This window comes from Citrobacter sp. RHBSTW-00944 (genome assembly GCF_013615435.1).
GTDB lineage: Bacteria > Pseudomonadota > Gammaproteobacteria > Enterobacterales > Enterobacteriaceae > Citrobacter > Citrobacter braakii.
In genome coordinates this window covers 2,297,581-2,321,823 of the sequence record NZ_CP055418.1, presented here as the reverse complement: position 1 = coordinate 2,321,823, position 24,243 = coordinate 2,297,581, and the positions used below count along the sequence as shown (strand labels likewise).

At 53.0% G+C, this 24,243-nt stretch carries 23 protein-coding genes; 15 read left to right on the top strand and 8 right to left on the bottom strand.

The window, feature by feature from the left end; all coding sequences use genetic code 11:
- Nucleotides 1-11 precede the first annotated feature (11 nt).
- From HV334_RS11170 to HV334_RS11145, 6 genes are all read left to right on the top strand, one after another.
- Nucleotides 12-980 (top strand): spore coat protein U domain-containing protein, encoded by a 969-nt coding sequence (locus HV334_RS11170; protein ID WP_181221724.1) that lies wholly within the window; start codon nucleotides 12-14, stop codon nucleotides 978-980.
- A 321-nt stretch (nucleotides 981-1,301) separates the two neighbouring features.
- Nucleotides 1,302-2,576: a Glu/Leu/Phe/Val dehydrogenase gene (locus HV334_RS11165; RefSeq protein ID WP_016153352.1), complete on the top strand. Its 1,275-nt coding sequence runs from the start codon at nucleotides 1,302-1,304 to the stop codon at nucleotides 2,574-2,576.
- Nucleotides 2,577-2,901: 325 nt separating this feature from the next.
- A complete protein-coding gene (gene dhaK, locus HV334_RS11160) occupies nucleotides 2,902-3,972 on the top strand; it encodes a dihydroxyacetone kinase subunit DhaK (protein ID WP_103766401.1) in 1,071 nt (356 codons plus the stop codon).
- 11 nt (nucleotides 3,973-3,983) lie between these two features.
- Complete coding sequence (gene dhaL, locus HV334_RS11155) at nucleotides 3,984-4,616, top strand: dihydroxyacetone kinase subunit DhaL (RefSeq protein WP_016153354.1); 633 nt, start codon at nucleotides 3,984-3,986, stop codon at nucleotides 4,614-4,616.
- A 10-nt stretch (nucleotides 4,617-4,626) separates the two neighbouring features.
- Nucleotides 4,627-6,057 carry a dihydroxyacetone kinase phosphoryl donor subunit DhaM gene (gene dhaM / locus HV334_RS11150; protein WP_181221722.1) on the top strand — a complete coding sequence of 477 codons (1,431 nt, stop codon included), beginning with the start codon at nucleotides 4,627-4,629 and terminating at the stop codon, nucleotides 6,055-6,057.
- 171 nt (nucleotides 6,058-6,228) lie between these two features.
- Nucleotides 6,229-7,941: an alpha,alpha-trehalase gene (locus HV334_RS11145; RefSeq protein ID WP_181221720.1), complete on the top strand. Its 1,713-nt coding sequence runs from the start codon at nucleotides 6,229-6,231 to the stop codon at nucleotides 7,939-7,941.
- A 332-nt stretch (nucleotides 7,942-8,273) separates the two neighbouring features.
- Here the strand turns inward: HV334_RS11145 and HV334_RS11140 are convergent, their stop codons facing one another.
- Nucleotides 8,274-8,528, bottom strand: a complete 255-nt coding sequence (locus HV334_RS11140; RefSeq protein ID WP_181221881.1) for a GlsB/YeaQ/YmgE family stress response membrane protein — start codon at nucleotides 8,526-8,528, stop codon at nucleotides 8,274-8,276.
- Nucleotides 8,529-8,729: 201 nt separating this feature from the next.
- Between HV334_RS11140 and ycgR the strand changes: the two genes are divergently transcribed.
- On the top strand, nucleotides 8,730-9,464 hold the full coding sequence (gene ycgR / locus HV334_RS11135; RefSeq protein WP_016153364.1) for a flagellar brake protein YcgR: 735 nt from the start codon (nucleotides 8,730-8,732) through the stop codon (nucleotides 9,462-9,464).
- An 11-nt stretch (nucleotides 9,465-9,475) separates the two neighbouring features.
- Here ycgR and emtA read toward each other — a convergent pair whose 3' ends face one another.
- Complete coding sequence (gene emtA / locus HV334_RS11130; protein WP_047502176.1) at nucleotides 9,476-10,087, bottom strand: membrane-bound lytic murein transglycosylase EmtA; 612 nt, start codon at nucleotides 10,085-10,087, stop codon at nucleotides 9,476-9,478.
- A 98-nt stretch (nucleotides 10,088-10,185) separates the two neighbouring features.
- On the opposite strand from emtA, the gene ldcA reads away from it, so the two are divergent.
- Both ldcA and HV334_RS11120 read left to right on the top strand, forming a co-directional pair.
- Nucleotides 10,186-11,100 carry a muramoyltetrapeptide carboxypeptidase gene (ldcA, locus tag HV334_RS11125; protein WP_181221718.1) on the top strand — a complete coding sequence of 305 codons (915 nt, stop codon included), beginning with the start codon at nucleotides 10,186-10,188 and terminating at the stop codon, nucleotides 11,098-11,100.
- 97 nt (nucleotides 11,101-11,197) lie between these two features.
- Nucleotides 11,198-12,937, top strand: coding sequence for a potassium/proton antiporter (locus HV334_RS11120; RefSeq protein ID WP_016153367.1), 1,740 nt, complete (start codon nucleotides 11,198-11,200; stop codon nucleotides 12,935-12,937).
- A gap of 107 nt (nucleotides 12,938-13,044) precedes the next feature.
- Here the strand turns inward: HV334_RS11120 and dadX are convergent, their stop codons facing one another.
- Both dadX and HV334_RS11110 read right to left on the bottom strand, forming a co-directional pair.
- Nucleotides 13,045-14,115 carry a catabolic alanine racemase DadX gene (dadX, locus tag HV334_RS11115; protein WP_181221716.1) on the bottom strand — a complete coding sequence of 357 codons (1,071 nt, stop codon included), beginning with the start codon at nucleotides 14,113-14,115 and terminating at the stop codon, nucleotides 13,045-13,047.
- A 12-nt stretch (nucleotides 14,116-14,127) separates the two neighbouring features.
- Nucleotides 14,128-15,426 carry a D-amino acid dehydrogenase gene (locus HV334_RS11110; protein ID WP_046275019.1) on the bottom strand — a complete coding sequence of 433 codons (1,299 nt, stop codon included), beginning with the start codon at nucleotides 15,424-15,426 and terminating at the stop codon, nucleotides 14,128-14,130.
- A gap of 322 nt (nucleotides 15,427-15,748) precedes the next feature.
- Here HV334_RS11110 and HV334_RS11105 point away from each other — a divergent pair, with 322 nt between their 5' ends.
- Complete coding sequence (locus tag HV334_RS11105; RefSeq protein WP_003833557.1) at nucleotides 15,749-17,281, top strand: SpoVR family protein; 1,533 nt, start codon at nucleotides 15,749-15,751, stop codon at nucleotides 17,279-17,281.
- A gap of 75 nt (nucleotides 17,282-17,356) precedes the next feature.
- Here the strand turns inward: HV334_RS11105 and fadR are convergent, their stop codons facing one another.
- Nucleotides 17,357-18,076 (bottom strand): fatty acid metabolism transcriptional regulator FadR, encoded by a 720-nt coding sequence (fadR, locus tag HV334_RS11100; RefSeq protein WP_016153370.1) that lies wholly within the window; start codon nucleotides 18,074-18,076, stop codon nucleotides 17,357-17,359.
- 236 nt (nucleotides 18,077-18,312) lie between these two features.
- Here fadR and nhaB point away from each other — a divergent pair, with 236 nt between their 5' ends.
- The 3 genes from nhaB (at nucleotide 18,313) to HV334_RS11085 (ending at nucleotide 20,981) form a co-directional block, all read left to right on the top strand.
- Complete coding sequence (nhaB, locus tag HV334_RS11095; protein WP_181221714.1) at nucleotides 18,313-19,857, top strand: Na(+)/H(+) antiporter NhaB; 1,545 nt, start codon at nucleotides 18,313-18,315, stop codon at nucleotides 19,855-19,857.
- Between the two features lie 141 nt (nucleotides 19,858-19,998).
- Nucleotides 19,999-20,529: a disulfide bond formation protein DsbB gene (gene dsbB, locus HV334_RS11090; RefSeq protein WP_049282152.1), complete on the top strand. Its 531-nt coding sequence runs from the start codon at nucleotides 19,999-20,001 to the stop codon at nucleotides 20,527-20,529.
- Between the two features lie 110 nt (nucleotides 20,530-20,639).
- Nucleotides 20,640-20,981: a DUF1971 domain-containing protein gene (locus tag HV334_RS11085; RefSeq protein WP_016153372.1), complete on the top strand. Its 342-nt coding sequence runs from the start codon at nucleotides 20,640-20,642 to the stop codon at nucleotides 20,979-20,981.
- 29 nt (nucleotides 20,982-21,010) lie between these two features.
- Here the strand turns inward: HV334_RS11085 and HV334_RS11080 are convergent, their stop codons facing one another.
- The 3 genes from HV334_RS11080 to HV334_RS11070 form a co-directional block, all read right to left on the bottom strand.
- Complete coding sequence (locus HV334_RS11080) at nucleotides 21,011-21,457, bottom strand: YcgN family cysteine cluster protein (RefSeq protein ID WP_016153373.1); 447 nt, start codon at nucleotides 21,455-21,457, stop codon at nucleotides 21,011-21,013.
- Between the two features lie 92 nt (nucleotides 21,458-21,549).
- Nucleotides 21,550-22,209 carry a fumarylacetoacetate hydrolase family protein gene (locus HV334_RS11075; protein WP_016156786.1) on the bottom strand — a complete coding sequence of 220 codons (660 nt, stop codon included), beginning with the start codon at nucleotides 22,207-22,209 and terminating at the stop codon, nucleotides 21,550-21,552.
- A 69-nt stretch (nucleotides 22,210-22,278) separates the two neighbouring features.
- Nucleotides 22,279-22,572 (bottom strand): YcgL domain-containing protein, encoded by a 294-nt coding sequence (locus HV334_RS11070; RefSeq protein WP_016153375.1) that lies wholly within the window; start codon nucleotides 22,570-22,572, stop codon nucleotides 22,279-22,281.
- Nucleotides 22,573-22,698: 126 nt separating this feature from the next.
- On the opposite strand from HV334_RS11070, the gene minC reads away from it, so the two are divergent.
- Together minC and minD are read left to right on the top strand one after the other, a co-directional pair.
- A complete protein-coding gene (gene minC / locus HV334_RS11065) occupies nucleotides 22,699-23,406 on the top strand; it encodes a septum site-determining protein MinC (RefSeq protein ID WP_049282151.1) in 708 nt (235 codons plus the stop codon).
- A 23-nt stretch (nucleotides 23,407-23,429) separates the two neighbouring features.
- A complete protein-coding gene (minD, locus tag HV334_RS11060) occupies nucleotides 23,430-24,242 on the top strand; it encodes a septum site-determining protein MinD (protein ID WP_003020956.1) in 813 nt (270 codons plus the stop codon).
- The last annotated feature ends 1 nt before the right edge of the window (nucleotide 24,243 follow it).

Here is a 24,243-nt window from a genome sequence, read left to right as displayed (position 1 = left end):
GGAGTGCGCTCATGAGGTTAAGGCATCTGTTACTCATCGCAGCCGTACTCTTTTGTCCGGCGATTAGCCATGCCGTAACCTGTTCGGTGAGCAATGTGCAACCCATAAATTTGGGCTCAGTTAATCCGCTGTCTGCGACAGGCGCAACGTCATCAATGACGTTCAACTACACCTGCACCAAAGAGCTTGGCGACGTGCTGGCAGGGATCAACCTCTGTTTTAATATTGGCGCCTCAGCCGTCAGTGGCCAGGTGACACCCCGAAATATGTCATTAAACGGAACACCTGCCAGAACGCTGGCATACCAGCTTTACCAGGATGCCGGACACACCAAAGTCTGGGGGAGTCAGTATCAGTCGGGAACAACTTTTCCAATGGTACAGCTTAACCTGCTGAATCTGACGCCAGTGACTGGCTCACTCACGGTATCAGCGCAGATTGTCACGCCACAAACTTCAGCCGTCCCCGGAAGCTATCAGGATAGCTATACGGCGGCGACAGCCCTTGTCACCCTCAATCCTGGATTGCTTTTCCCGCCGACCACCTGTGGCGATACCGTTGCCGCCAGGCTTCCCTTCACCGTATCGGCGACGGTCAGCAAACAGTGCTATATCACCTCTGCAACCAATATTAGCTTTGCGCCCGCCAGGGCGACCGGGCGTAACCTAACGGCTTCAAATACCGTGGGCGTAGCATGTTCCAATAACACGCCTTACACCATCGGACTTCAGCCCTCTAACGGCAATACGGCAGGCAGCGGCGTGATGGCCGGCACGGGGTCAAATACGGACAAGGTCCCCTACCAGCTTAGCTCGACGCCGGGGCCGTCCGAAACGGTTTGGGGCAATTCATCGCTCAATACCGTCGCGGGCAACGGTACGGGAACCACCACCACCTACCCGGTTTACGCCACCGTTCCCAGCGCGAACTACACGCCTGACAACTATGCTGATACCGTTACCATCGCCGTGACCTACTGACCCCAGCTTAATCGCAATAAAGCAAATACATTTTATTATCATATTATTTACTTTTAGAGGTGCGTCATAAATCTGACAAATTGCGATTTTTATAAATCATGCATATTAAATTACCCAGCCAGCAAAATTACCGAAATATCAGCACAATCAAAGAATAACTATTCACTTCTCAGCTAAAGCCCACACGCTTCATGCCGATAAACCGTGTTAGCCGGACAGGCCATTCTATGAAATAAATGTTAAATTTAGGTTCATATGGTGTGATTCACTGTATACCACGGCCAAATTAAGAACATATTACTTTTATAACTAAGGTTTATCATGGATAAGTTATCTTACGCTTCAGATAGCAGCACATCTGCCTGGAATACCTACCTGCAACAAATCGAGCGTGTGGCCCCTTACCTGGGCGAACTTTCCCATTGGGTGGATACCCTGCGCCACCCAAAACGCGCGCTGATTGTCGATATCCCGGTGCAGATGGATGACGGTACTATCCGTCATTTTGAAGGGTATCGCGTGCAACATAACCTCTCCCGCGGGCCGGGCAAAGGCGGTGTGCGTTATCATCCTGATGTTGATCTTAATGAAGTGATGGCCCTGTCCGCATGGATGACCATCAAATGCGCAGCGTTGAACCTGCCGTACGGCGGTGCGAAAGGTGGCGTGCGCGTCGATCCGTTCTCGCTTTCCGAAGGTGAACTGGAGCGTTTAACCCGCCGTTATACCAGCGAAATCGGCATTATCATCGGGCCGCAGAAAGACATTCCTGCGCCGGATGTGGGGACTAACGGAAAAGTAATGGCCTGGATGATGGATACCTACTCCATGAACCACGGCACCACCGTGACCAGCGTGGTCACCGGTAAACCTATTCACCTCGGCGGCTCGTTAGGCCGTGATAAAGCCACCGGTCGTGGTGTTTTCGTCAGCGGTCTGGAAGTGGCGCGTCGTGCCAACATCGACGTTGAAGGCGCTCGCGTAGCGGTGCAAGGTTTTGGTAACGTCGGCAGCGAAGCCGCCCGCCTGTTCGCGGCAGCAGGAGCACGCGTGGTCGCGATTCAGGATCACACAGCAACGCTGTTTAACTCAACGGGTATCGACATGGCCGCGTTGTCTGCCTGGCAGTTGGAGCACAAACAGATTGCCGGTTTCCCGGGCGCTGAAACCATTGCCAGCGAAGCCTTCTGGAGCCTGGAGATGGATATTCTGATCCCGGCCGCGCTCGAAGGCCAGATCACCCGTCACCGCGCGGAAACGCTGACCTGTAAACTGGTACTCGAAGGCGCTAACGGCCCAACCTATCCGGACGCCGACGACGTTCTGGCAAGCCGCGGTATCGTGGTTGTCCCAGATGTTGTTTGTAACGCCGGCGGCGTAACCGTCAGCTACTTCGAATGGGTTCAGGACATGGCTAGCTTCTTCTGGAGCGAAGAAGAGATTAACAATCGCATGGACAAAATCATGACCGATGCGATGGTACACGTGTGGGAAAAAGCGGCAGAGAAATCCTGCTCACTGCGTACGGCAGCCTACATTGTTGCCTGCGAACGCATTCTACTGGCACGTAAAGATCGCGGAATTTATCCGGGCTAACGCCGAAATCGACCTTGCCTACAAACCACCTGCTCTGCAGGTGGTTTGTTTTCCATAAACACCCGTTAATCAGCTTCCCGGCCAAATACGGCCCAACCTCTCATTTTCGCTGTTTTATGCACCATGACGTTCCAATACGGAACATTATTATGTTGCTACGTTTCGTATTGAAACGCCCATTGCAGCAATTTTCTTTTGCCAACCCGTGTGCAAAATTACCTTATCGGCAGCGAGCAGTCGCCGTGGCGTTGTATAACCCGATACCCTACATCAGATGCCTGCCCGAATCTGGCAGCCATCCAGGACTGTCTGCGGAGCATAAATAATGAAAAAATTGATTAACCGTGTTGAAGACGTACTGACTGAACAACTCGCCGGACTGGCGAAAGCGTATCCTTCCCTGGCACTGCATCAGGATCCGGTATATGTCACCCGCGCAGATGCGCCGGTAATGGGCAAAGTGGCGCTGCTTTCCGGCGGTGGCAGCGGACACGAGCCTATGCACTGCGGCTACATTGGTCAGGGCATGCTCTCTGGTGCCTGCCCGGGTGAAATTTTTACCTCACCCACGCCGGATAAAATGTTCGAATGCGCCATGCAAATTGATGGCGGCGAAGGCGTACTGCTGATCATCAAAAATTACACCGGCGATATTCTTAATTTCGAAACCGCCACCGAGCTGTTGCATGAAAGCGGCGTCAAAGTCACCACCATGGTAGTGGATGACGACGTGGCGGTGAAAGACAGTCTGTATACCGCCGGTCGTCGTGGTGTGGCGAATACCGTATTGATCGAAAAACTGGTCGGCGCTGCCGCTGAACGCGGTGACTCACTGGAAGTTTGTGCAGCGCTGGGTCGTAAACTGAATAATCAGGGCCACTCCATTGGGATAGCCATTGGCGCCTGTACCGTTCCGGCCGCCGGACAACCGTCGTTCACGTTGCAGGATAACGAAATGGAGTTTGGCGTGGGTATCCACGGGGAACCCGGCATTGACCGCCGCACCTTCACTTCCCTCGATCAGACCGTTGATGAAATGTTCGATACCCTGCTGGAAAACGGCAACTACAGCCGTACGCTCCGCCACTGGGACAACGTTCAGGGCGCGTGGCAGGAAGGCAAAGAAAGCAAGCGCGCGTTGCAAAGCGGCGATCGTGTCATTGCGCTGGTCAATAATCTCGGTGCGACGCCGCTGTCAGAACTCTACGGCGTGTATAACCGCCTCGAAAGCCGTTGCCAGGACGCCGGCATCGTCATTGAGCGCAACCTGATCGGTTCTTACTGTACCTCTCTGGATATGACTGGCTTCTCAATCACCCTGTTACAGGTGGATGACGACACGCTGAGCTTATGGGATGCACCGGTTCACACCCCTGCTCTCAACTGGGGTAAATAAGGAGATACATGATGTCCCTCAACAGAACACAAATTGTTAACTGGCTCTATCGCTGCGGTGAGATCTTCACCACCGAAAGTGATTTTCTCACCGGTCTTGATCGGGAAATTGGTGATGCCGACCACGGTCTGAACATGCACCGCGGCTTTAGCAAAGTCGTCGAAAAGTTGCCGTCCATCGCCGATAAAGACATTGGTTTTATTTTGAAAAACACCGGCATGGTGCTGCTCTCAAGCGTCGGGGGGGCCAGCGGTCCACTGTTTGGTACCTTTTTTATCCGTGCCGCCCAGGTGACCCAGGCTCATCAAAGCCTGACGCTTGAGGAGTTGTATCAAATGATTCGTGATGGCGCGGAAGGTGTGATTAGCCGCGGTAAAGCTGAACCTGGCGACAAAACCATGTGCGATGTCTGGCTGCCGGTAGTGGAATCTTTACGCCAATCCTGCGAGCAAAAGCTGAGCGTACAGGCGGCGCTGGAAGCGGCAAGCCAACAAGCGGAAGCAGCAGCGCAAAGCACCATCACCATGCAGGCCCGCAAAGGCCGCGCCAGCTATCTCGGTGAGCGCAGCATTGGGCATCAGGATCCCGGCGCAACGTCCGTAATGTTTATGATGCAAATGCTGGCTCAGGCGTCCAGAGAGTAAGGATAAAGCGATGGTAAACCTGGTTATTGTTTCTCACAGCGCCCAGTTGGGCGAAGGCGTCGGCGCGCTAGCCCGGCAGATGTTAATGGGTGATGGTTGCAAAATCGCTATTGCCGCAGGCATTGACGATCCTGAGAATCCGATTGGCACCGATCCTATCAAGGTGATGGAAGCCATTGAGTCCGTGGCCGATACGGATCACGTGCTGGTGATGATGGATATCGGTAGTGCGCTACTGAGTGCGGAAACCGCGCTGGAACTGCTCGATCCGGCCATTGCCGCCAAAGTACGTCTGTGCGCCGCGCCGCTGGTCGAAGGCACGCTCGCCGCAACGGTTAGCGCTGCCGCAGGTGCTGACATTGAGCGGGTCATCTGTGATGCCATGAACGCCCTCGATGCCAAATGTGAGCAACTGGGTTTACCTTCGCCATCTGCAGCAAAGCCGACATCTGCCGAATTCGCGCCTGATGCAGATGCTCATTCAGTGGCCATTGTGGTGAAAAACCCAAACGGCATTCATGTGCGTCCGGCTTCACGGCTGGTTTCCGCGCTGTCTGGCTTTAACGCCGATATGTGGCTGGAGAAAAATGGCAAGTGCGTCGTCCCTGATAGCCTGAATCAGATTGCCCTGCTGCAGGTACGCTGTAACGACACGCTGCGCCTGATTGCCAAGGGCGAACAGGCAGAGGATGCGCTGGCCGCATTCAAACAGCTGGCAGCTGAGAATTTTGGTGAATCGCTCGAGCCCGCGCATGCTGATACCGTGGTGACGAAGGTTCCCTCACAGGTCACGGGGACGGCATTCTGTTACACACCGTTCTCACCGCAGGTAAGCCAACAGCCTATAGCCTCACTCCAGATTGAGCAGCAACGGTTACGGGTCGCTATCCAAAGCACGCTGAACGACTTAAGCGAGCTAACCGCGCTTGCAGAAGAGAGATATTCCGCAGATATCGCCGCTATTTTCTCCGGTCACCACACACTGTTGGACGATCCGGATCTGTTCGATATGGCCTGTGATCTAATGCGTGAAACGCAGTGCAGCGCGGCCTGGGCCTGGCATCAGGTGCTGAGCGATCTCAGCCAGCAGTATTTACAGCTCGACGATCCTTACCTGCAGGCGCGATACATCGATATTGAAGATTTGTTGTCTCGTTCACTGCAGTATTTGACGGGAGAGACTGCACAAATTCCCGCCTTCATCCGTCCCACTATTTTGGTCGCGGAGGTCATCTATCCATCTACGGTGCTGCAACTCGATCCGAAGACCATCAAAGGCATCTGCCTGCGAGACGGGAGCGAAGCGTCTCACCCGGCGATTATCGCCCGTGCAATGGGGTTATGTTGGTTGTGTCAGCAAGGCGAGGCCATCGAGAGTATCACGATGGGTGACACCCTGACCCTTGACTGCGTGGCCCAGCGGATAACCCGCGCGGACTGATGTCGGTTGCACGCCCTTTCCCGACAAAGGGTGTGCATCTTTTCGATTCGCGTCGGGAAATGTCTGTTTATTCGCAAAATGGGGCGTCGATCACGCGCAACGGTCGATCCTGAACTAAGGTTTTCTCATGGTAAATGCCGCTGCTTCGGCACACCCTAAGGAGATTAACCGATGATAACGCCTGCAACTCGCCATCCAGGCCTGCTCTCTATTGCAATAAAACTGACGCTCGCAAGCACCTTTTTTGCCCTTTCCTCTTTTGCCGTCAACGCCGAGGACGCACCAACCGCTACGCCTCAGCCGCCTGATATTTTGCTTGGCCCTCTGTTTAATGATGTACAAACGGCCAAACTGTTTCCTGACCAGAAAACCTTTGCTGACGCCGTCCCTAACAGCGATCCATTAATGATCCTTGCCGATTACCGGATGCAGAAAAACCAGTCCGGATTCGACTTACGTCATTTTGTGGAAGTGAATTTCACCTTGCCGAAAGCTGGCGAGAAATACGTCCCCCCAGCCGGGCAATCGCTGCGCGAGCATATTGACGGACTGTGGCCGGTACTCACCCGTTCGACAACCGACGCTGAAAAATGGGACTCTCTGCTGCCGCTCCCGGAACCGTATGTCGTGCCTGGCGGGCGTTTTCGCGAAATATATTATTGGGACAGCTATTTCACCATGCTGGGGCTTGCCGAGAGTAATCACTGGGATAAGGTCTCCGACATGGTGGCAAACTTCGCTTACGAGATTGATTCCTGGGGGCACATTCCTAACGGCAACCGCACCTACTATCTGAGCCGTTCTCAACCGCCATTCTTTGCCTTTATGGTGGAACTGCTGGCGCAGCATGACGGGGATGACGCGCTGAAAAAATACCTCCCGCAGATGCTCAAAGAATACACCTACTGGATGGAAGGCGTCGAAACGCTCCAGCCCGGCCAGCAGAATAAGCGCGTGGTTAAACTGGATGACGGCACCATTTTGAATCGCTACTGGGATGACCGCGATACGCCGCGGCCAGAGTCCTGGGTGGAGGATATCGCCACAGCTAAAAGCAATCCGAACCGACCGGCCACAGAAATCTACCGCGACCTGCGTTCTGCCGCCGCGTCGGGTTGGGACTTTAGTTCCCGCTGGATGGATAACCCCAATCAACTAGGCACCCTACGCACCACCAGCATCGTTCCGGTCGATCTCAATGCGTTGATGTACAAAATGGAAAAGATGATCGCCCTCGCCAGCAAGGCCGCCGGGGATAATGCCAAAGCTGCACAATATGAAGGCTTCGCTAATGCCCGACAAAAAGGGATCGAAAAGCACCTGTGGAACGACAAAGAAGGCTGGTATGCCGATTACGATCTGAAGAGCCACAAAGTACGTAACCAACTCACGGCCGCCGCCTTGTTCCCGTTGTATGTCAATGCAGCAGCAAAAGATCGCGCCAGCAAAGTGGCCGCGGCAACCCAGGCGCATTTGCTGCAACCCGGCGGCCTGGCCACCACGTCGGTGAAAAGCGGCCAGCAGTGGGATGCTCCCAACGGCTGGGCCCCGCTCCAGTGGGTCGCCGCATCGGGATTACAGAATTACGGTCAGGATAACGTCGCCATGGACGTGACCTGGCGATTCCTCACCAACGTGCAGCACACCTACGATCGTGAGAAAAAGCTGGTTGAAAAGTATGACGTGAGTAGCACAGGCACTGGCGGAGGCGGCGGCGAATATCCGTTGCAGGATGGTTTTGGCTGGACCAACGGCGTAACGCTAAAAATGCTCGACCTGATCTGCGCCAAAGAAAAGCCCTGTGACAGCGTGCCCGCATCGCGCCCGGCCCCGGCAAGTACCACGCCAGTCGAGCCTAAAAAACAGGCTCAGCCGACGTCTTAATGCCGTTACCTGAAGCGTTTAACTCCCCGAATCCGCGCTGCGTCGCGGATTTTTTCTGGCTTATATTTCGCCATTCCTGATGTCTCTATGCCATCTAGCCCTTATGGGGTATTCCGGGTTTTCATCCGTGAGAAATTGATTCGCAAGGGTACGGTGATAGTACCCTTAACACGTTCACAGGTCGTATTGCCTCAGAGAAGTGACAAACATAAGGTGAACGTAGCAATATGCCGGAGGCAACAGATTCGTTACCTCCGAATGTGCCACTCTACGTTGTCGCTACGGCCACTCATCGTTACCTGACAAGCATTACCCCGTCAGGGGCCGTTCGATTAATCTCGTCGCACAAGCCGAAAGACACCCAGCACAACAATCGCGCCGACCACGGCCACCAGGAAGCTGTTGAGATTAAACCCGCTGATATCGCCGCCGATACCGAACATCGTAGCCAGCCATCCACCGACCACAGCACCGATAATACCGAGAATGCAGGTCAGGATAAATCCACCGCCATCGCGCCCCGGCATAATCAGTTTGGCGATAACCCCCGCAATCAGACCAAAAATAATCCAGGTAATAATTCCCATTTCCAGGCCCTCTTTCCAGTGAACGCACGCGCAAGACATTCTTGCGCCAGCACGTTAAGTATAGGCAAGCCATCGCTACGTGCTTTTTCCCTCAGACTTAATTTCATTGGGTTTGGTAAAAAATTTCATCCATTTGTATTAAGTTCCGTTGATTGATGCCGATAATCCAACGATAAACCAGGCATCCAGGAGTCATTAGGTGTGAGTAACTACAATGAGCAGTTCCTGAAGCAAAATCCGTTAGCGGTGTTAGGCGTACTCCGGGACTTAAATTCGCAGCAGGTTCCGCTGCGTATCTCCTGGTCAGGTGGCCAGTTCATCAGCAAAATACTGGCGGTCAGCCCGGACGAACTGATCATGGATTTTGGTAGTCAGGAATATGAAAACCAGGCCGTGCAGCGAGCCAATCAAATTACGATTATCGCCGAAACGCAGGGAGCCAAAGTGGAGTTCACCCTGCCACAGCTGAAAAAAGGCGAATACCAGCGGCTACCCGCATTTATCTCATCATTGCCGCCATCTCTGTGGTTCGTCCAGCGTCGGGAATATTTCCGTATCGGTGCTCCGCTGCATCCCCCCTATCGCTGCACGGTAAAAATGCCGGATAACAGCACGCTGTGTTTTCGCTTATTCGATTTGTCTCTTGGCGGTATGGGCGGGCTGTTAGAAACGGCAAAACCAGAGGGACTGGTAGAAGGCATGCGCTTTTCACAGGTTGAACTGAACATGGAGCAATGGGGAGTGTATCAGGTGGACGCCCAGCTAATTTCCATTAGCGAACGCAAAGTTATCGACGGGAAAAACGAAACAATTACCACTCCCCGCCTGAGCTTTCGTTTTCTCAACGTCGGCCCGGCGGTGGAGCGTAACCTACAGCGGATTATTTTTTCCCTCGAGCGCGAGGCCCGGGAAAAGTCGAATAAGGTGCGCGATTAGCATCACCTGAATTACATCACATCCAGCGCTTGTTGAAGCTTCCAGATATAGCGCGGAGCCTGCGGCGCCGGATGATTATCCGCAACATGTTCAATAAATTCAGCCGGGCTGAGATCGTTTATCTTATTAATGGCTTTTTTCCTGTCGGAGGAGAACGTTCGCAGCAGCGCGCCCGCACCGTTGGCGTACGATACCACCAGCGCATATTGCATCACCTGCGGATCTTCGATCCCGGCCAGCGGCCCGGTCTCAAGAATGCTCAGGTATGCGGCCCCCATCGAGATATTGCGCTCAGGATTTTTCAGCTCGCTGGTCGACGGCTCGCCACTCCACCCCATGCGACGATAAACATCACGCCCTGACGTAGAGGCTTTTAACTGCATCAGGCCAATCGCATTAGACTTACTGACCGCATTCGGGTTTCCACCTGATTCAATGGCGATGATAGCGGTAATCAATTGTGGACTGACACCCCAGGCCGCACCGGCTTTTTCGCTGATCGGCATCCATTGCATTGCGCGTTTAACCGGAACTTCAGCATTCCACGGCGGATTTTTGTAATCCTGTTTTGAACTACAGCCCGCAAGTAATACAACCAAAAAAGCAAACCATCTCAATTTCACGTCATCTATCCTTATAGCCGGAACCTGTCGCTGAGGTGACAACGACATACCTACGCGGCATGATATACATTTGGTTTTAGTTGTAGCAAGGAAATGCCATGTCCCGGTTTCACTTAATTGCCCCGTCGGGCTACTGTATCAACCAGCAGGCTGCCTTACGCGGGCTGGCGCGTCTTACTGAGGCCGGTCATCAGGTCGACAATTCAGCGGTCATTGCGCGCCGCTGCCAGCGTTTTGCGGGTACCGAAGCAGAACGGCTTGCTGATGTGAACGCGCTCGTAAATCTGAACACGCCCGATACCATTGTGATGGCAGTACGCGGCGGCTATGGCGCGAGCCGTTTACTGGCAGATATTGACTGGCAGGCGCTGGCGAACCGTCAGCAACACAACCCACTGCTGCTGTGCGGACACAGCGATTTTACCGCAATCCAGTGTGGTCTGCTGGCGCAGGGGAATGTGATTAGCTTCAGCGGCCCGATGCTGGCGGCTAACTTTGGCGCCGAGGAGATGAACGCATTTACCGAGCACCATTTCTGGCAGGCTGTTCGCAATGCCCAATTTACCCTCGAGTGGCAAGGTAACGGTCCGGCATGTGCGACCGAAGGTACGCTATGGGGCGGAAATCTGGCGATGCTCATTTCTCTGATGGGCACGCCGTGGATGCCCGCTATCGAAAACGGCATTTTGGTGCTGGAAGACATTAACGAGCATCCTTTTCGCATTGAACGCATGCTGCTGCAACTGTATCACGCAGGAATACTGGCCCAACAAAACGCCATTATCCTCGGCAGTTTTAGCGGCAGCGCACCTAATGATTACGACGCGGGTTACAGTCTTGACTCAGTTTGTGATTTTCTACGCGCCAGGTTATCGGTTCCGGTGATCGACGGCCTCGATTTTGGTCATGAACAACGCACCGTCACCTTGCCGTTGGGGGCAAGAGCGGTACTGAAAAATGATAAAAACGGCGCTCAGCTCACCTTAAGTGGGCATCCGGTACTTAAATCGTAAAAAAAGCGGTTAACAGGGCTAAGTAAAACGCTGTTTCTGTCGTTATTATGTTAGGGTTTATAAATACGAAACAGCGTAATTCAGGAGTAACCGAACGTTGGATGCCGCAGCAATAATTAGCCTTTTTATTTTGGGTTCCGTACTCGTCACCTGCAGTATCTTACTCAGTTCATTCTCATCACGTCTTGGTATCCCTATTCTGGTGATATTTCTCGCTATCGGTATGTTAGCGGGAGTCGACGGCGTGGGCGGTATTCCTTTCGATAACTACCCTTTCGCCTATATGGTGAGTAACCTGGCGCTGGCGGTTATCCTGCTCGACGGCGGGATGCGCACCCAGGCCAGCTCATTTCGTGTCGCGTTAGGCCCGGCGCTGTCGCTGGCGACCGTCGGGGTGCTGATTACCTCCGGACTCACCGGCATGATGGCCGCGTGGCTGTTTCATCTGGATCTTATCGAAGGACTCCTGATTGGCGCGATTGTCGGTTCAACCGATGCCGCGGCGGTTTTTTCCCTGCTCGGCGGCAAGGGGCTTAACGAACGTGTTGGCTCTACGCTGGAAATTGAATCCGGGAGTAATGACCCGATGGCGGTGTTTTTAACCATCACGCTTATCGCCATGATTCAAAATCACGAGACCGGTTTAAGCTGGATGTTTGCGGTGCATATTATCCAGCAGTTCGGCTTAGGGATCATACTGGGGCTCGGTGGGGGCTACCTGCTTCAGCAAATGATTAACCGCATTTCACTGCCTGCCGGGCTTTATCCGCTACTGGCCTTAAGTGGTGGGATCCTGATTTTTGCCCTGACCACTGCACTGGAAGGCAGCGGTATTCTGGCGGTCTATCTGTGTGGTTTCCTGCTGGGTAATCGCCCCATCCGCAACCGATTTGGCATTCTGCAAAACTTCGACGGTCTGGCATGGCTGGCGCAAATCGCCATGTTCCTGGTGCTGGGACTGCTGGTTACGCCGTCCGACCTGCTGCCTATCGCGATCCCTGCGCTGATTTTGTCTGCATGGATGATATTCATTGCCCGTCCGCTTTCGGTCTTCGCCGGACTGTTGCCGTTTCGTGGCTTCAATCTGCGCGAGCGCATTTTCATCAGTTGGGTGGGCCTGCGCGGTGCAGTCCCCATCATCCTCGCCGTGTTCCCAATGATGGCGGGTCTGGAGAATGCGCGCCTGTTCTTTAACGTCGCGTTCTTCGTGGTTCTGATCTCGCTGCTGTTTCAGGGAACGTCGCTTTCCTGGGCCGCCAAAAAAGCCAAAGTGGTGGTTCCTCCCGTCGGCTGGCCCGTTTCGCGCATTGGTCTGGATATTCATCCGGAAAACCCCTGGGAGCAGTTTGTTTATCAGCTCAGCGCGGATAAGTGGTGTGTAGGAGCCGCACTGCGCGACTTGCATATGCCGGAAGAGACGCGAATTGCCGCCCTGTTTCGTGACAACGTGCTGTTTCACCCATCCGGCAGTACGCGGCTGCGCGAAGGCGACGTTTTGTGCGTCATTGGCCGCGAGCGCGATCTCCCTGCTCTCGGCAAGCTGTTTAGCCAGTCGCCGCCGGTGTCTTTAGACCAGCGCTTCTTCGGTGATTTTATTCTCGAGGCCAGCGCAAAATACGCCGATGTGGCACTGATTTATGGCCTGGAAGATGGCACAGAGTATCGTGATAAACAGCAAACGCTGGGTGAAATTGTCCAGCATCTGCTTGGCGCCGCGCCGGTCGTCGGTGACCAGGTTGAATTTGCTGGCATGATCTGGACGGTTGCTGAAAAAGAAGATAATGCGGTGCTGAAGGTCGGTGTTCGCGTTGCTGAAGATGAGGATGAAGCGCGTTGATGCTTTTTGCCGGGCGGCGGCAGCGCTTTGCCCGGTTTGCGCTCTGCGTCGCATAAACGGTGTAGCCGGATGAAACACATCAGCGTCGACATCCGGCTTCAGATACGTTACACCGTCACAACCGGCACGCGCAGCGCCAGAGAACACATCAACTCGTAGCCCACCGTACCCGCTGCGCTGGCCACATCGTCAATTTTAATCTCTTTGCCCCACAGCTCTACCGGCGTCCCGATCCCCGCCTGCGGACACGGTGTCAGATCTACCGCCAGCATATCCATTGAGACCGTCCCTACCGTTGTAGTGCGTACGCCGTCCACCAGCACCGGCGTTCCGCTTGGCGCATGGCGCGGGTAACCGTCTGCATACCCGGTCGCCACAATGCCAATGCGCTGCTCGCCGCTGGCGGTATAGCGTCCCCCGTAGCCCACCCGTTCTCCTGCTTTCAGCGTCTGTATGCCGATTATCTCGCTGCTCAGGGTCATGACCGGTTTCAGGCCAGTATTGGCGATGTCCCGCCACTGTCCCGAAGGTGATGCGCCATACAAAATAATGCCCGGGCGCACCCAGTCATAATGTGCTTCAGGGTGCCACAGTGTGGCGGCCGAATTGGACAGCGACCGTCTGCACTCCAGCCCTTCTGTCGCCTGTGCAATCCGCGCCATGGCGTCCTGAATACCTTCCGGGTGCTCCGCATCTGCAAAGTGGGACATCAGCGTCATTTCACCGACGTTGGGCATTGCCCGCAGCTGTTGCCAGACCGTTGATACTCTTTCCGGTAAGAAACCCAGCCGGTTCATACCGCTGTTCACCTTCAGGTAAACATCCAGCGGCGCGTTGAGGCGCGCATTTTGCAGCGCTTTTAATTGCCAGTTACTGTGTACACAGGTGGTCAGACGATATTTGTCATACACCATCAGGTCTTCGGCGTGGAAAAATCCCTCCAGCATGAGTATCGGGCCTTTCCACCCGCGCTCACGCAGGGTTATCGCTTCTTCAAGATTGAGCATGGCAAAACCGTCGGTTGTGCCCAGCGCATTCCAGACACGTTCAATGCCGTGTCCGTAGGCATTGGCTTTCACCACCGACCAGACGCGGGCGTCCGGCGCGGCCTGGCGAGTAATGGTCAGGTTTTGTTTCAACGCCTGCAGGTCAATGCTGGCCAGTATCGGGCGAGTCATCTCACGTCCTTATCAGTTATGTGCGCCATGTAAATGCCGTGGACGAGATGGGGTAAACCCCGGGCTGTAACGCGCCACGCTCAGATCGTCGTAAGGAATGGCTGGTGTGCGGCCAGACAGAATGTCGCTCAGCAACTGACCCGAACCGCAGGCCATGGTCCAGCCCAGCGTGCCGTGGCCGGTATTAAGCAGTAGATTCTTAAAGCGCGTTCGCCCGATCACTGGCGTACCGTCCGGCGTCATCGGACGCAGCCCGGTCCAGAAGGTTGCCTGCTCCACATGCCCACCGCGTGGGAAGAGATCGCGGACGACCATCTCCAGCGTCTCACGACGGGGTTGCAGCAATTCCGTATTGAAGCCGACAATCTCCGCCATGCCGCCAACGCGAATACGGTTATCAAAGCGGGTAATGGCGATTTTGTAGGTTTCATCAAGGATCGTTGAAACCGGCGCGCCGTCATCTTGCGCCACCGGAATGGTCAATGAATAGCCTTTGAGCGGATAGACCGGAATATCAACGATCCCTTTTAGCATCGCCGTAGAGTACGAGCCGAACGCCATCACATAGGCATCGGCTTTGACTATCTCCTCGCCACACTGAACGCCATAAATCTGCTCACCATCGCTCAGCAGCTTATCGACCGGAGTATTAAAGCGAAATTTCACACCCGCCTGCTCCGCCATCAGCGCCAGACGCTGGGTAAACAGCTGGCAGTCACCCGTTTCGTCATTCGGTAAACGCAGACCGCCGGTCAGCTTGTGTGCCACTTCCGCCAGCGCCGGTTCAACTTCCGCCAGACGGCTTGCTTCCAGGAGCTGATACGGCACGCCGGCGTCTTCGAGGACGGCGATGTCGCGGGTCGCGTTCTCATACTGTTGAGCGGTACGGAACAGTTGCAACGTTCCGCCCTGGCGTCCTTCGTACTCGATACCGGTAGAGGCGCGTAGCGCTTTCAGGCAATCACGGCTGTATTCCGCCAGTCGCACCATCCGGCCCTTGTTTTCCATGTAATGGCTGGTGTCGCAGTTGCGTAGCATCTGCCACATCCATTTCAACTGGAACTGCGTCCCGTCGAGGCGAACGGCCAGCGGCGCATGGCGCTGAAACATCCATTTAATTGCTTTAAGCGGTACGCCTGGCGCCGCCCAGGGTGCTGCATAACCTGGAGAGATTTGCCCCGCGTTCGCCGCACTGGTTTCCAGTGCCGGACCGGGCTCACGATCAATGACGGTGACATCGTGTCCAGCCTGACTTAAGTACCAGGCGCTGGTCACGCCAACGACACCACTTCCCAGTATGACAACTCGCATAGCCACTCCGTTAACAGTAAAAGAACAATCATCTAATTACATCTTGATAACTCAGTTGAAAATATTATTCAACATATGGCTTTTTTATGGTGACTTATCTCACATATGGCGGTGATGGCGGGGAACTCCCTGCTTTGGTATCTCCTGCTGTGCGTTATTTTTATCCAGCATAAAATTTTGCGGCCATACCGTTTTTCGACGCCTCGCTAACAAGAAATCGCAAAGAAAAAAATTCAGCCGCAGCACGTTTTTTAACACCATGATCTATGCTTGAAATGAGGTACTCCAGACAGAGAGTGCCGCCAACAATGAGGGTGCGCGAATGGCTACGATTGATTCCATGAACAAGGACAGCACACGGTTAAGCGATGGACCCGACTGGACGTTTGATCTGCTGGATGTCTATCTGGCGGAAATAGACCGCGTGGCGAAACTCTACAGACTGGATACCTACCCGCACCAAATCGAGGTGATCACCTCCGAACAAATGATGGACGCTTACTCCAGCGTCGGGATGCCAATCAACTATCCGCACTGGTCGTTTGGTAAAAAATTTATTGAAACCGAGCGTTTGTATAAGCATGGTCAGCAGGGGCTGGCCTATGAGATTGTTATCAATTCCAATCCGTGTATCGCGTATCTGATGGAGGAGAACACCATCACCATGCAGGCGTTGGTGATGGCGCATGCCTGCTACGGACATAACTCCTTCTTTAAAAACAACTATTTGTTCCGTAGCTGGACGGATGCCAGCTCCATCGTCGATTACCTGATCTTCGCGCGAAACTATATTACCCAGTGTGAAGAGCGTTACGGCGTGGATGAAGTCGAAAAGCTCCTCGACTCCTGTCACGCGCTGATGAACTACGGCGTGGATCGTTACAAACGCCCGCAAAAAATCTCCCTACAGGAAGAGAAAGCCCGACAGAAAAGCCGTGAAGAGTATCTGCAAAGCCAGGTAAATATGTTGTGGCGTACGCTGCCGAAGAAAGAGGAAGAGAAAACCGTTGCGGAAGCCCGACGTTATCCTTCTGAACCGCAGGAGAACCTTCTGTACTTCATGGAGAAGAACGCCCCGCTGCTGGAATCCTGGCAACGCGAAGTGCTGCGCATTGTGCGCAAGGTCAGCCAGTATTTTTATCCGCAGAAACAGACGCAGGTGATGAACGAAGGGTGGGCCACTTTCTGGCATTACACCATCCTTAATCACCTTTATGACGAAGGTAAAGTCACCGAACGGTTTATGCTGGAGTTTTTACATAGCCATACCAACGTGGTATTCCAGCCGCCGTACAACAGCCCGTGGTATAGCGGCATAAACCCCTATGCCCTGGGTTTTGCCATGTTCCAGGATATTAAACGAATTTGTCAGTCGCCTACCGAAGAGGACAAATACTGGTTCCCGGATATAGCGGGTTCTGACTGGCTGGAAACCCTGCATTTCGCGATGCGCGATTTCAAAGATGAGAGCTTCATCAGCCAGTTTCTGTCACCGAAGGTTATGCGTGATTTTCGCCTGTTCACCGTGCTGGATGACGATCGTCATAATTATCTGGAGATTTCCGCGATTCACAACGAGGAAGGATATCGTGAGATCCGCAACAGGCTGTCGTCGCAGTATAACCTGAGCAACCTTGAGCCGAATATTCAAATCTGGAATGTCGATCTGCGCGGCGACCGCTCGCTCACCTTGCGCTATATTCCGCATAACCGCGCTCCGCTGGATAAAGGACGCAAAGAGGTGCTCAAGCATGTGCACCGGCTCTGGGGTTTTGACGTGATGCTGGAGCAGCAGAATGAAGACGGCAGTGTGGAACTGCTGGAGCGTTGCCCGCCGAGGATGAACGGTCTGTAAATCTTATTGCCGGATGGCGACGCGAAAACGTCTTATCCGGCCTACAATGCATTTCGTAGGCCGGATAAGCTGCGATTAGCGCCCCTGAATAGCTAAATCGCCCGGCAGGTTTTTCTGCATACGATGCCAAATCTCGCCGCTGTCGTGACCATAGCGACGCACCGTTTCATATACCTGCTCATGAGCACCCTGATCACAAAGTTCTGATAGCTTACGGTAAAAGCTCAGCGCCAGTGCGCGGGCTTCCGGATTGGCGAAATAATGGCGGCCAATGCGGGTATATAATCCCTTCATTCCATTGAGGATCAAACCGTAAATCGGATTGCCAGAGGCAAATGCCAGACCGCGGAAAATGTTATAGTCCAGATCGGCGAACGCATCAGCATGGTCGGCCACCTGATTTGCCGTTGCCAGAACCTCCTGCGCTTTATCAGGATGCTGGCGAAATGCGGTACGAACAAAGATCGTCGAGATGTTGGTACGCACGGACAGCAGATTATCAATAAGCTGCGGCACGCTCTCGTGATCGAGACGCGCCAGCGTTTCAAGGATATTTAGCCCGGAGGTTTCCCAGAAGTTATTCACCTTCGTCGGCTTGCCGTGTTGAATGGTCAACCAGCCGTCCCGCGCCAGACGCTGTAATACCTCGCGTAACGTGGTACGTGTCACTCCAATCAGTTCAGAGAGTTCACGTTCAGCAGGCAAAATAGTGCCAGGTGGGAAGCGGTTATTCCAGATACTTTCAATGATGTACTCTTCCGCGAACCCAGCCGGGCTTTGCGCCTTAATGACCATAGTGATAATTCCATTACACAGCAAAACATAGTTACAGTTATCATACCAGACGGGCTACATGGCTGATAGCTGACGCAATGAAGAAAAAGTGGATCAAGGCTTCATTTTCCAGATTACGCTGAAGCACAGCCAGCCTTGTCCGTCGCGTGAATAGCTTGCCTGTACTCCCTCCTCCCGCTAAGCTTTGCGGTCAAACATAAAAACATGATTTCATTTTTAAAGGTAGGGAAATCACCATGGAGCTATCATGGGGCCGCGCTATGTGGCGCAATTTTTTAGGTCAATCACCTGACTGGTACAAACTTGCACTACTCGTATTCTTAGTCGTTAACCCGGTTATATTTTTCATCAATCCCTTTATTGCGGGCTGGCTGTTGGTGGCCGAGTTCATTTTTACGCTGGCGATGGCGTTAAAATGTTACCCGCTGCTACCAGGCGGGCTGCTAGCCATCGAGGCGGTCATCATCGGCATGACCAGCGCCACACATGTGCGTGAAGAGGTTGCCGCTAACCTTGAGGTGCTGTTGCTGCTGATGTTTATGGTGGCTGGCATCTACTTTATGAAGCAGTTGCTGCTGTTTATTTTCACCCGCCTACTGCTTACGATTCGCTCCAAGATGCTGCTGTCGCTGGCATTTTGCGTTGCCGCCGCCTTCCTTTCTGCATTCCTGGATGCGCTGACCGTCGTTGCCGTGGTAATCAGCGTAGCGGTTGGTTTTTATGGTATCTACCATCGCTTCGCCTCTTCCCGCACGGAAGACAACAATATGCTCGATGATAGCCATATCGATCAGCACAATAAGATCGTACTGGAGCAGTTCCGTGGTTTTCTACGCAGCCTGATGATGCATGCGGGTGTCGGTACGGCGTTAGGCGGCGTAATGACTATGGTCGGCGAACCGCAAAACCTGATTATCGCCAAAGCGGCTGGCTGGCATTTTGGTGACTTTTTCCTGCGCATGTCGCCGGTTACCGTCCCGGTGCTGATTTGCGGCCTGTTAACCTGCATGCTGGTTGAGAAATTGCGCTGGTTTGGCTATGGCGAAACGCTGCCGGAGACCGTCCGCGATGTCCTGCAACAGTTTGACGATCAAAGCCGTCAGCAGCGTACTCGTCAGGAAAAAATCAAACTGATTGTCCAGGCGATTATCGGTATCTGGCTGGTGGTTGCCCTGGCCCTGCATCTGGCGGAAGTCGGATTAATCGGTCTGTCCGTCATTATCCTGGCCACGTCGTTGACCGGCGTTACTGACGAACACGCGATTGGTAAAGCGTTTACCGAGTCGCTGCCTTTCACCGCCCTGCTAACCGTGTTCTTCTCTATCGTTGCGGTGATTATCGATCAACAGCTCTTTTCACCGATTATTCAGTTTGTTTTGCAGTCCTCTGAACATGCTCAACTGACGCTGTTCTATCTCTTTAACGGCCTGCTGTCTTCTATCTCTGATAACGTGTTTGTCGGCACCATTTACATTAACGAAGCCAAAGCCGCGTTGGAACATGGGACCATCAGCCTTAACCAATTTGAGCTGTTAGCGGTGGCGATCAATACCGGGACTAACCTGCCTTCCGTTGCTACACCAAACGGCCAGGCGGCATTCCTGTTCCTGCTGACCTCTGCGCTGGCGCCATTAATTCGACTCTCTTATGGCCGCATGGTGTGGATGGCTCTGCCTTATACTCTCGTCCTGACGCTGGTTGGTCTGCTTTGCGTCGAGTTCACGCTTGTTCCGGTGACTGAGTGGATGACCCAAGCGGGCTGGTTAGCTACACTTTCATAACAATTTACCGGGCAAATCACTGCCCGGTTTGACTTTTTGCATGATAATTATCCGATTACTCAAATTTTCAATTCCTGCTAGTGGCGCATAAATTGAATTGGTTTAAACTGCGCTCTCTACGCATGTTGCAGGGAAATTATTATGTTGCGATTTTTAAACCAGTGCTCCCGAGGTCGTGGTGCATGGTTATTGTTGGCGTTAACCGCCTTTGCGCTGGAGCTTGTCGCGCTGTGGTTCCAGCACGTCATGCTGCTAAAACCTTGCGTGTTGTGTATTTACGAACGTAGCGCATTATTTGGCGTGATGGGCGCGGGGCTGGTGGGGGCTATCGCACCAAAAACGCCGCTGCGCTATGTGGCGATGATTATCTGGATTTACAGTGCCTGGCGCGGACTGCAGTTAGCGTATGAGCACACCATGATTCAGTTGCACCCATCACCGTTTATGACCTGTGATTTTGCCGCACGCTTCCCGAGCTGGCTACCGCTGGACAAATGGCTGCCGCAGGTGTTTTTAGCATCCGGTGACTGTGCTGAACGCCAGTGGTCTTTTTTAACCCTGGAAATGCCACAGTGGCTGTTGGGGATCTTCGCCGCTTACCTGGTGGTCGCCGTGCTGGTAGTCCTAGCACAGCCGTTTAAACCGAAAAAACGTGACCTCTTCGGTCGCTAACAGAGACGCTCCTTCGGGAGCGTTTTTTTTGCCTTAAATTCATTGCCTGCTGGCATCTATAAGATGTATATTAAATACACCTTATAGATGCCACACCAAGGAGATGTCTGATGTCCCATTTACGCATCCCGGCAAACTGGAAAGTAAAACGCTCTACTCCCTTCTTTACCAAAGACAACGTCCCGGCAGCACTTCTTTCTCACCATAACACCGCAGCAGGCGTGTTTGGACAGCTCTGCGTGATGGAAGGTACGGTAACGTATTATGGCTTTGCCAATGAAGACGCAAAAGAACCTGAAGTGAAAGTGGTGATTAATGCCGGTCAGTTCGCGACCAGCCCACCGCAGTACTGGCATCGCGTTGAATTAAGCGACGATGCGCAATTCAACATTAACTTCTGGGTGGAAGATGACAACCACTCCGATGAGATGTATCAGGCGAAAAAGTCTTAACCCTTAACGCCTGCTAATCGATGGGCGGCTCAGTCCGCCCATGAAGGTTTGTTCAGGATATGATCCTGCCAGTCACGCACTTCCGACTCTTTCACCGCAATATGACGAACTGAGATACGTTCACCGTGCATCGCCGCTTTTGATCCTGTCAGCAACGGGTGCCACTCCGGTAGCCCTTTTCCTTCTGCGAGCAGACGATAGGCGCAGGTCATCGGCAACCATTCAAAAGTCGGCAGATTATCACGCGTCAGTTTGATGCAGTCAGGCTCGTACTCGAATCGACGTTCGTAATTACGACACTGGCAGGTTTTAATGTTGAGCTGACGACAGGCGACGTTGGTAAAGTAGATTTCGTCAGTGTCTTCATCCATCAGCTTATGCAGGCAGCATTGACCGCACCCGTCACATAATGACTCCCACTCGGCATCGGTCATTTCATCAAGGGTTTTACTTTGCCAGAAAGGTATGTCGCTCATCAGGGTTTCCGCTATTGCAATAAAGCTGCACCTTATAACCAGTCTGGCACGCTGATGCAAGTTTTGCCGCCCGAAAAGGCGGCAAGCAGAGATTACAGCACGCGGGTTGTTAGCGTTTGACCGTGAAAACTGATGGCCAGTTCGTCGCCGCTGCTTAAAGGTCCCACGCCTGCTGGCGTTCCCGTTAGCACCACATCGCCCGCTTTGAGGGTAAAGAAACGGCTCATATAAGCAATCAAGGGAACGATGTGATGGATCATGTCCGCCGTGGAGCCGTGCTGGCGAGTTTCACCGTTGACCGTTAATCCAAGCATCGTATCCTGCGGATCGCCATTAAATTCCGCCACCGGAATAAATCCAGACAGCGGGCAAGAATTATCAAAACCCTTCGCTTTTTCCCATGGCTGCCCCGCCTTCTTCATTTTGCCCTGAATATCGCGCAGGGTCAGATCCAGCGCGACACCATAACCGGCGATGGCTTTGCGCACATGATCTTCTGTCGCTTGCCGCAGGGTCGCGCCAATCAGCACAGCCAGCTCAACTTCATGGTGGACAGACCCCATATCAGATGGGATCACCAGCGGCTGGCGCAAATCGCACAGCGCGGTTTCCGGTTTAATAAACAGAACCGGTTCTTCCGGGGTAGTTCCACCCATCTCTTTAATATGGTTGGCATAGTTACTCCCTACGCAAACCACCTTACTCACCGGATAATCCAGCAGAGCACCATGCCAGTTGTGATGTTGATACATTACTTTCCCCTAACGTAGTCATAGATTTCAGGTACTGCATCGATGGAACGTGCTGCTGCCGGATGCAGTTTAACGTTTAGCGTCTGGTGTATTTTGTTTTGCCGCTGCCAGATGCTGTTTAAGTAAATCTTCTGGCGGCGGGGGTATTTGTAAATAATAGCCCTGCTCGGTCAGGGCCTGTTTTACTTTTTCAAGATCGGCATTAACTAATTTTTTACGCCCATCAAGCGGTAACATCATTGCCAGCGTCGGCTGACCAAATCCTCTCATCAGTTCTTCAGGAACGCGCGAGAAATCGTCTTTTTTTTCGACATATAAATAGGTCTGGTCACGTTTGCTGCTTCGGTAGATCACACAAAACATATCTTTTACTCTGAATTCACGGAATGGTGGCTTGCCTCAATATAATACTGACTATAACATGCCTTATAGTCTTCGGAATATCACCCCGCGCTGGGGATGATAAATAGCAAATTGAGTAAGGCCAGGATGTCAAACACGCCAATCGAGCTTAAAGGCAGTAGCTTCACCTTATCAGTGGTTCATTTACATGAAGCAGAACCCGAGGTTATTCGTCAGGCGTTGGAAGACAAAATCGCGCAGGCACCGGCTTTTTTAAAACATGCTCCCGTGGTGGTTAACGTGAGTGGTCTTGAAAGCCCGGTAAACTGGTCAGCGCTGCAGAAAGTTGTCGCGTCTACCGGATTGCGCATTATTGGCGTTAGCGGATGCAAAGACGCCAGACTAAAGGCAGAAATCGACGAAATGGGTCTTCCTTTACTGACTGAAGGTAAAGAAAAAGCTATTCGTCCTGCGCCTGTTGAGGTCCCGGCTCCCGTCGCTTTGCCGCAAAACGTTACTCCCATCACAAAAACACGATTAATAAATGTGCCGGTTCGTTCCGGTCAGCGCATTTATGCTCCACAATGTGATCTGATTGTTACAAGCCACGTCAGTGCGGGCGCAGAGCTTATCGCTGATGGCAATATTCATGTTTATGGAATGATGAGAGGCCGTGCGCTGGCAGGTGCAAGCGGCGATCGTGAAGCGCAAATTTTTTGTACCCATCTGACGGCAGAACTGGTGTCTATCGCAGGTGTTTATTGGCTGAGTGATAAAATCCCAGCAGAATTTTATGGCAAAGCGGCCCGTCTGCAATTAGCAGAGAACGCTTTGACAGTTCAACCGTTGAATTGATCCCTTTTTAACAAGGAATTTCTATGGCACGCATTATTGTTGTTACTTCGGGTAAAGGGGGCGTTGGCAAAACCACCTCCAGCGCGGCCATCGCTACAGGTTTGGCCCAGAAGGGAAAGAAAACTGTCGTTATTGATTTTGATATCGGCCTGCGTAACCTCGATCTGATTATGGGTTGTGAACGCCGCGTCGTTTACGACTTCGTCAACGTTATTCAGGGCGATGCGTCGTTAAATCAGGCGTTAATCAAAGATAAGCGTACCGAAAATCTCTTTATTCTTCCGGCCTCACAGACTCGCGATAAAGACGCGCTGACGCGTGAAGGCGTCGCGAAAGTTCTGGACGACCTGAAAACGATGGAATTCGATTTCATCGTCTGCGACTCCCCAGCGGGTATTGAAACCGGCGCGCTGATGGCCCTGTATTTTGCCGATGAAGCGATTATCACCACTAACCCGGAAGTTTCCTCTGTACGTGACTCTGACCGTATTCTGGGTATTCTGGCGTCGAAATCTCGTCGTGCGGAAAACGGTGAAGATCCGATTAAAGAGCATTTGTTGCTGACGCGCTACAACCCTGGCCGCGTAAATAAAGGTGACATGCTGAGCATGGAAGACGTACTGGAAATTCTGCGAATCAAGCTGGTTGGCGTGATTCCTGAAGATCAGTCAGTCCTGCGCGCGTCTAACCAGGGTGAGCCGGTTATTCTCGACATCAATGCTGATGCCGGTAAAGCCTATGCTGATACCGTAGACCGTCTGTTGGGAGAAGAACGTCCTTTCCGCTTCATTGAAGAAGAGAAGAAAGGTTTCCTCAAACGCCTGTTCGGAGGATAAG

Excerpts from the sequence above, each read along its gene's own strand:
- HV334_RS11080 (WP_016153373.1), bottom strand. The coding sequence starts at position 21,457 with ATGAGCGACATACCTTTCTGGCAAAGTAAAACCCTTGATGAAATGACC.
- ldcA (WP_181221718.1), top strand. The coding sequence starts at position 10,186 with ATGTCCCGGTTTCACTTAATTGCCCCGTCGGGCTACTGTATCAACCAG.
- HV334_RS11140 (WP_181221881.1), bottom strand. The coding sequence starts at position 8,528 with ATGGGAATTATTACCTGGATTATTTTTGGTCTGATTGCGGGGGTTATC.
- HV334_RS11075 (WP_016156786.1), bottom strand. The coding sequence starts at position 22,209 with ATGTATCAACATCACAACTGGCATGGTGCTCTGCTGGATTATCCGGTG.
- minD (WP_003020956.1), top strand. The coding sequence starts at position 23,430 with ATGGCACGCATTATTGTTGTTACTTCGGGTAAAGGGGGCGTTGGCAAA.
- dhaK (WP_103766401.1), top strand. The coding sequence starts at position 2,902 with ATGAAAAAATTGATTAACCGTGTTGAAGACGTACTGACTGAACAACTC.
- HV334_RS11170 (WP_181221724.1), top strand. The coding sequence starts at position 12 with ATGAGGTTAAGGCATCTGTTACTCATCGCAGCCGTACTCTTTTGTCCG.
- dhaM (WP_181221722.1), top strand. The coding sequence starts at position 4,627 with ATGGTAAACCTGGTTATTGTTTCTCACAGCGCCCAGTTGGGCGAAGGC.
- HV334_RS11165 (WP_016153352.1), top strand. The coding sequence starts at position 1,302 with ATGGATAAGTTATCTTACGCTTCAGATAGCAGCACATCTGCCTGGAAT.
- HV334_RS11070 (WP_016153375.1), bottom strand. The coding sequence starts at position 22,572 with ATGTTTTGTGTGATCTACCGAAGCAGCAAACGTGACCAGACCTATTTA.
- HV334_RS11105 (WP_003833557.1), top strand. The coding sequence starts at position 15,749 with ATGGCTACGATTGATTCCATGAACAAGGACAGCACACGGTTAAGCGAT.
- dadX (WP_181221716.1), bottom strand. The coding sequence starts at position 14,115 with ATGACTCGCCCGATACTGGCCAGCATTGACCTGCAGGCGTTGAAACAA.
- nhaB (WP_181221714.1), top strand. The coding sequence starts at position 18,313 with ATGGAGCTATCATGGGGCCGCGCTATGTGGCGCAATTTTTTAGGTCAA.
- dhaL (WP_016153354.1), top strand. The coding sequence starts at position 3,984 with ATGTCCCTCAACAGAACACAAATTGTTAACTGGCTCTATCGCTGCGGT.
- HV334_RS11145 (WP_181221720.1), top strand. The coding sequence starts at position 6,229 with ATGATAACGCCTGCAACTCGCCATCCAGGCCTGCTCTCTATTGCAATA.
- fadR (WP_016153370.1), bottom strand. The coding sequence starts at position 18,076 with ATGGTCATTAAGGCGCAAAGCCCGGCTGGGTTCGCGGAAGAGTACATC.
- minC (WP_049282151.1), top strand. The coding sequence starts at position 22,699 with ATGTCAAACACGCCAATCGAGCTTAAAGGCAGTAGCTTCACCTTATCA.
- HV334_RS11085 (WP_016153372.1), top strand. The coding sequence starts at position 20,640 with ATGTCCCATTTACGCATCCCGGCAAACTGGAAAGTAAAACGCTCTACT.
- HV334_RS11110 (WP_046275019.1), bottom strand. The coding sequence starts at position 15,426 with ATGCGAGTTGTCATACTGGGAAGTGGTGTCGTTGGCGTGACCAGCGCC.
- dsbB (WP_049282152.1), top strand. The coding sequence starts at position 19,999 with ATGTTGCGATTTTTAAACCAGTGCTCCCGAGGTCGTGGTGCATGGTTA.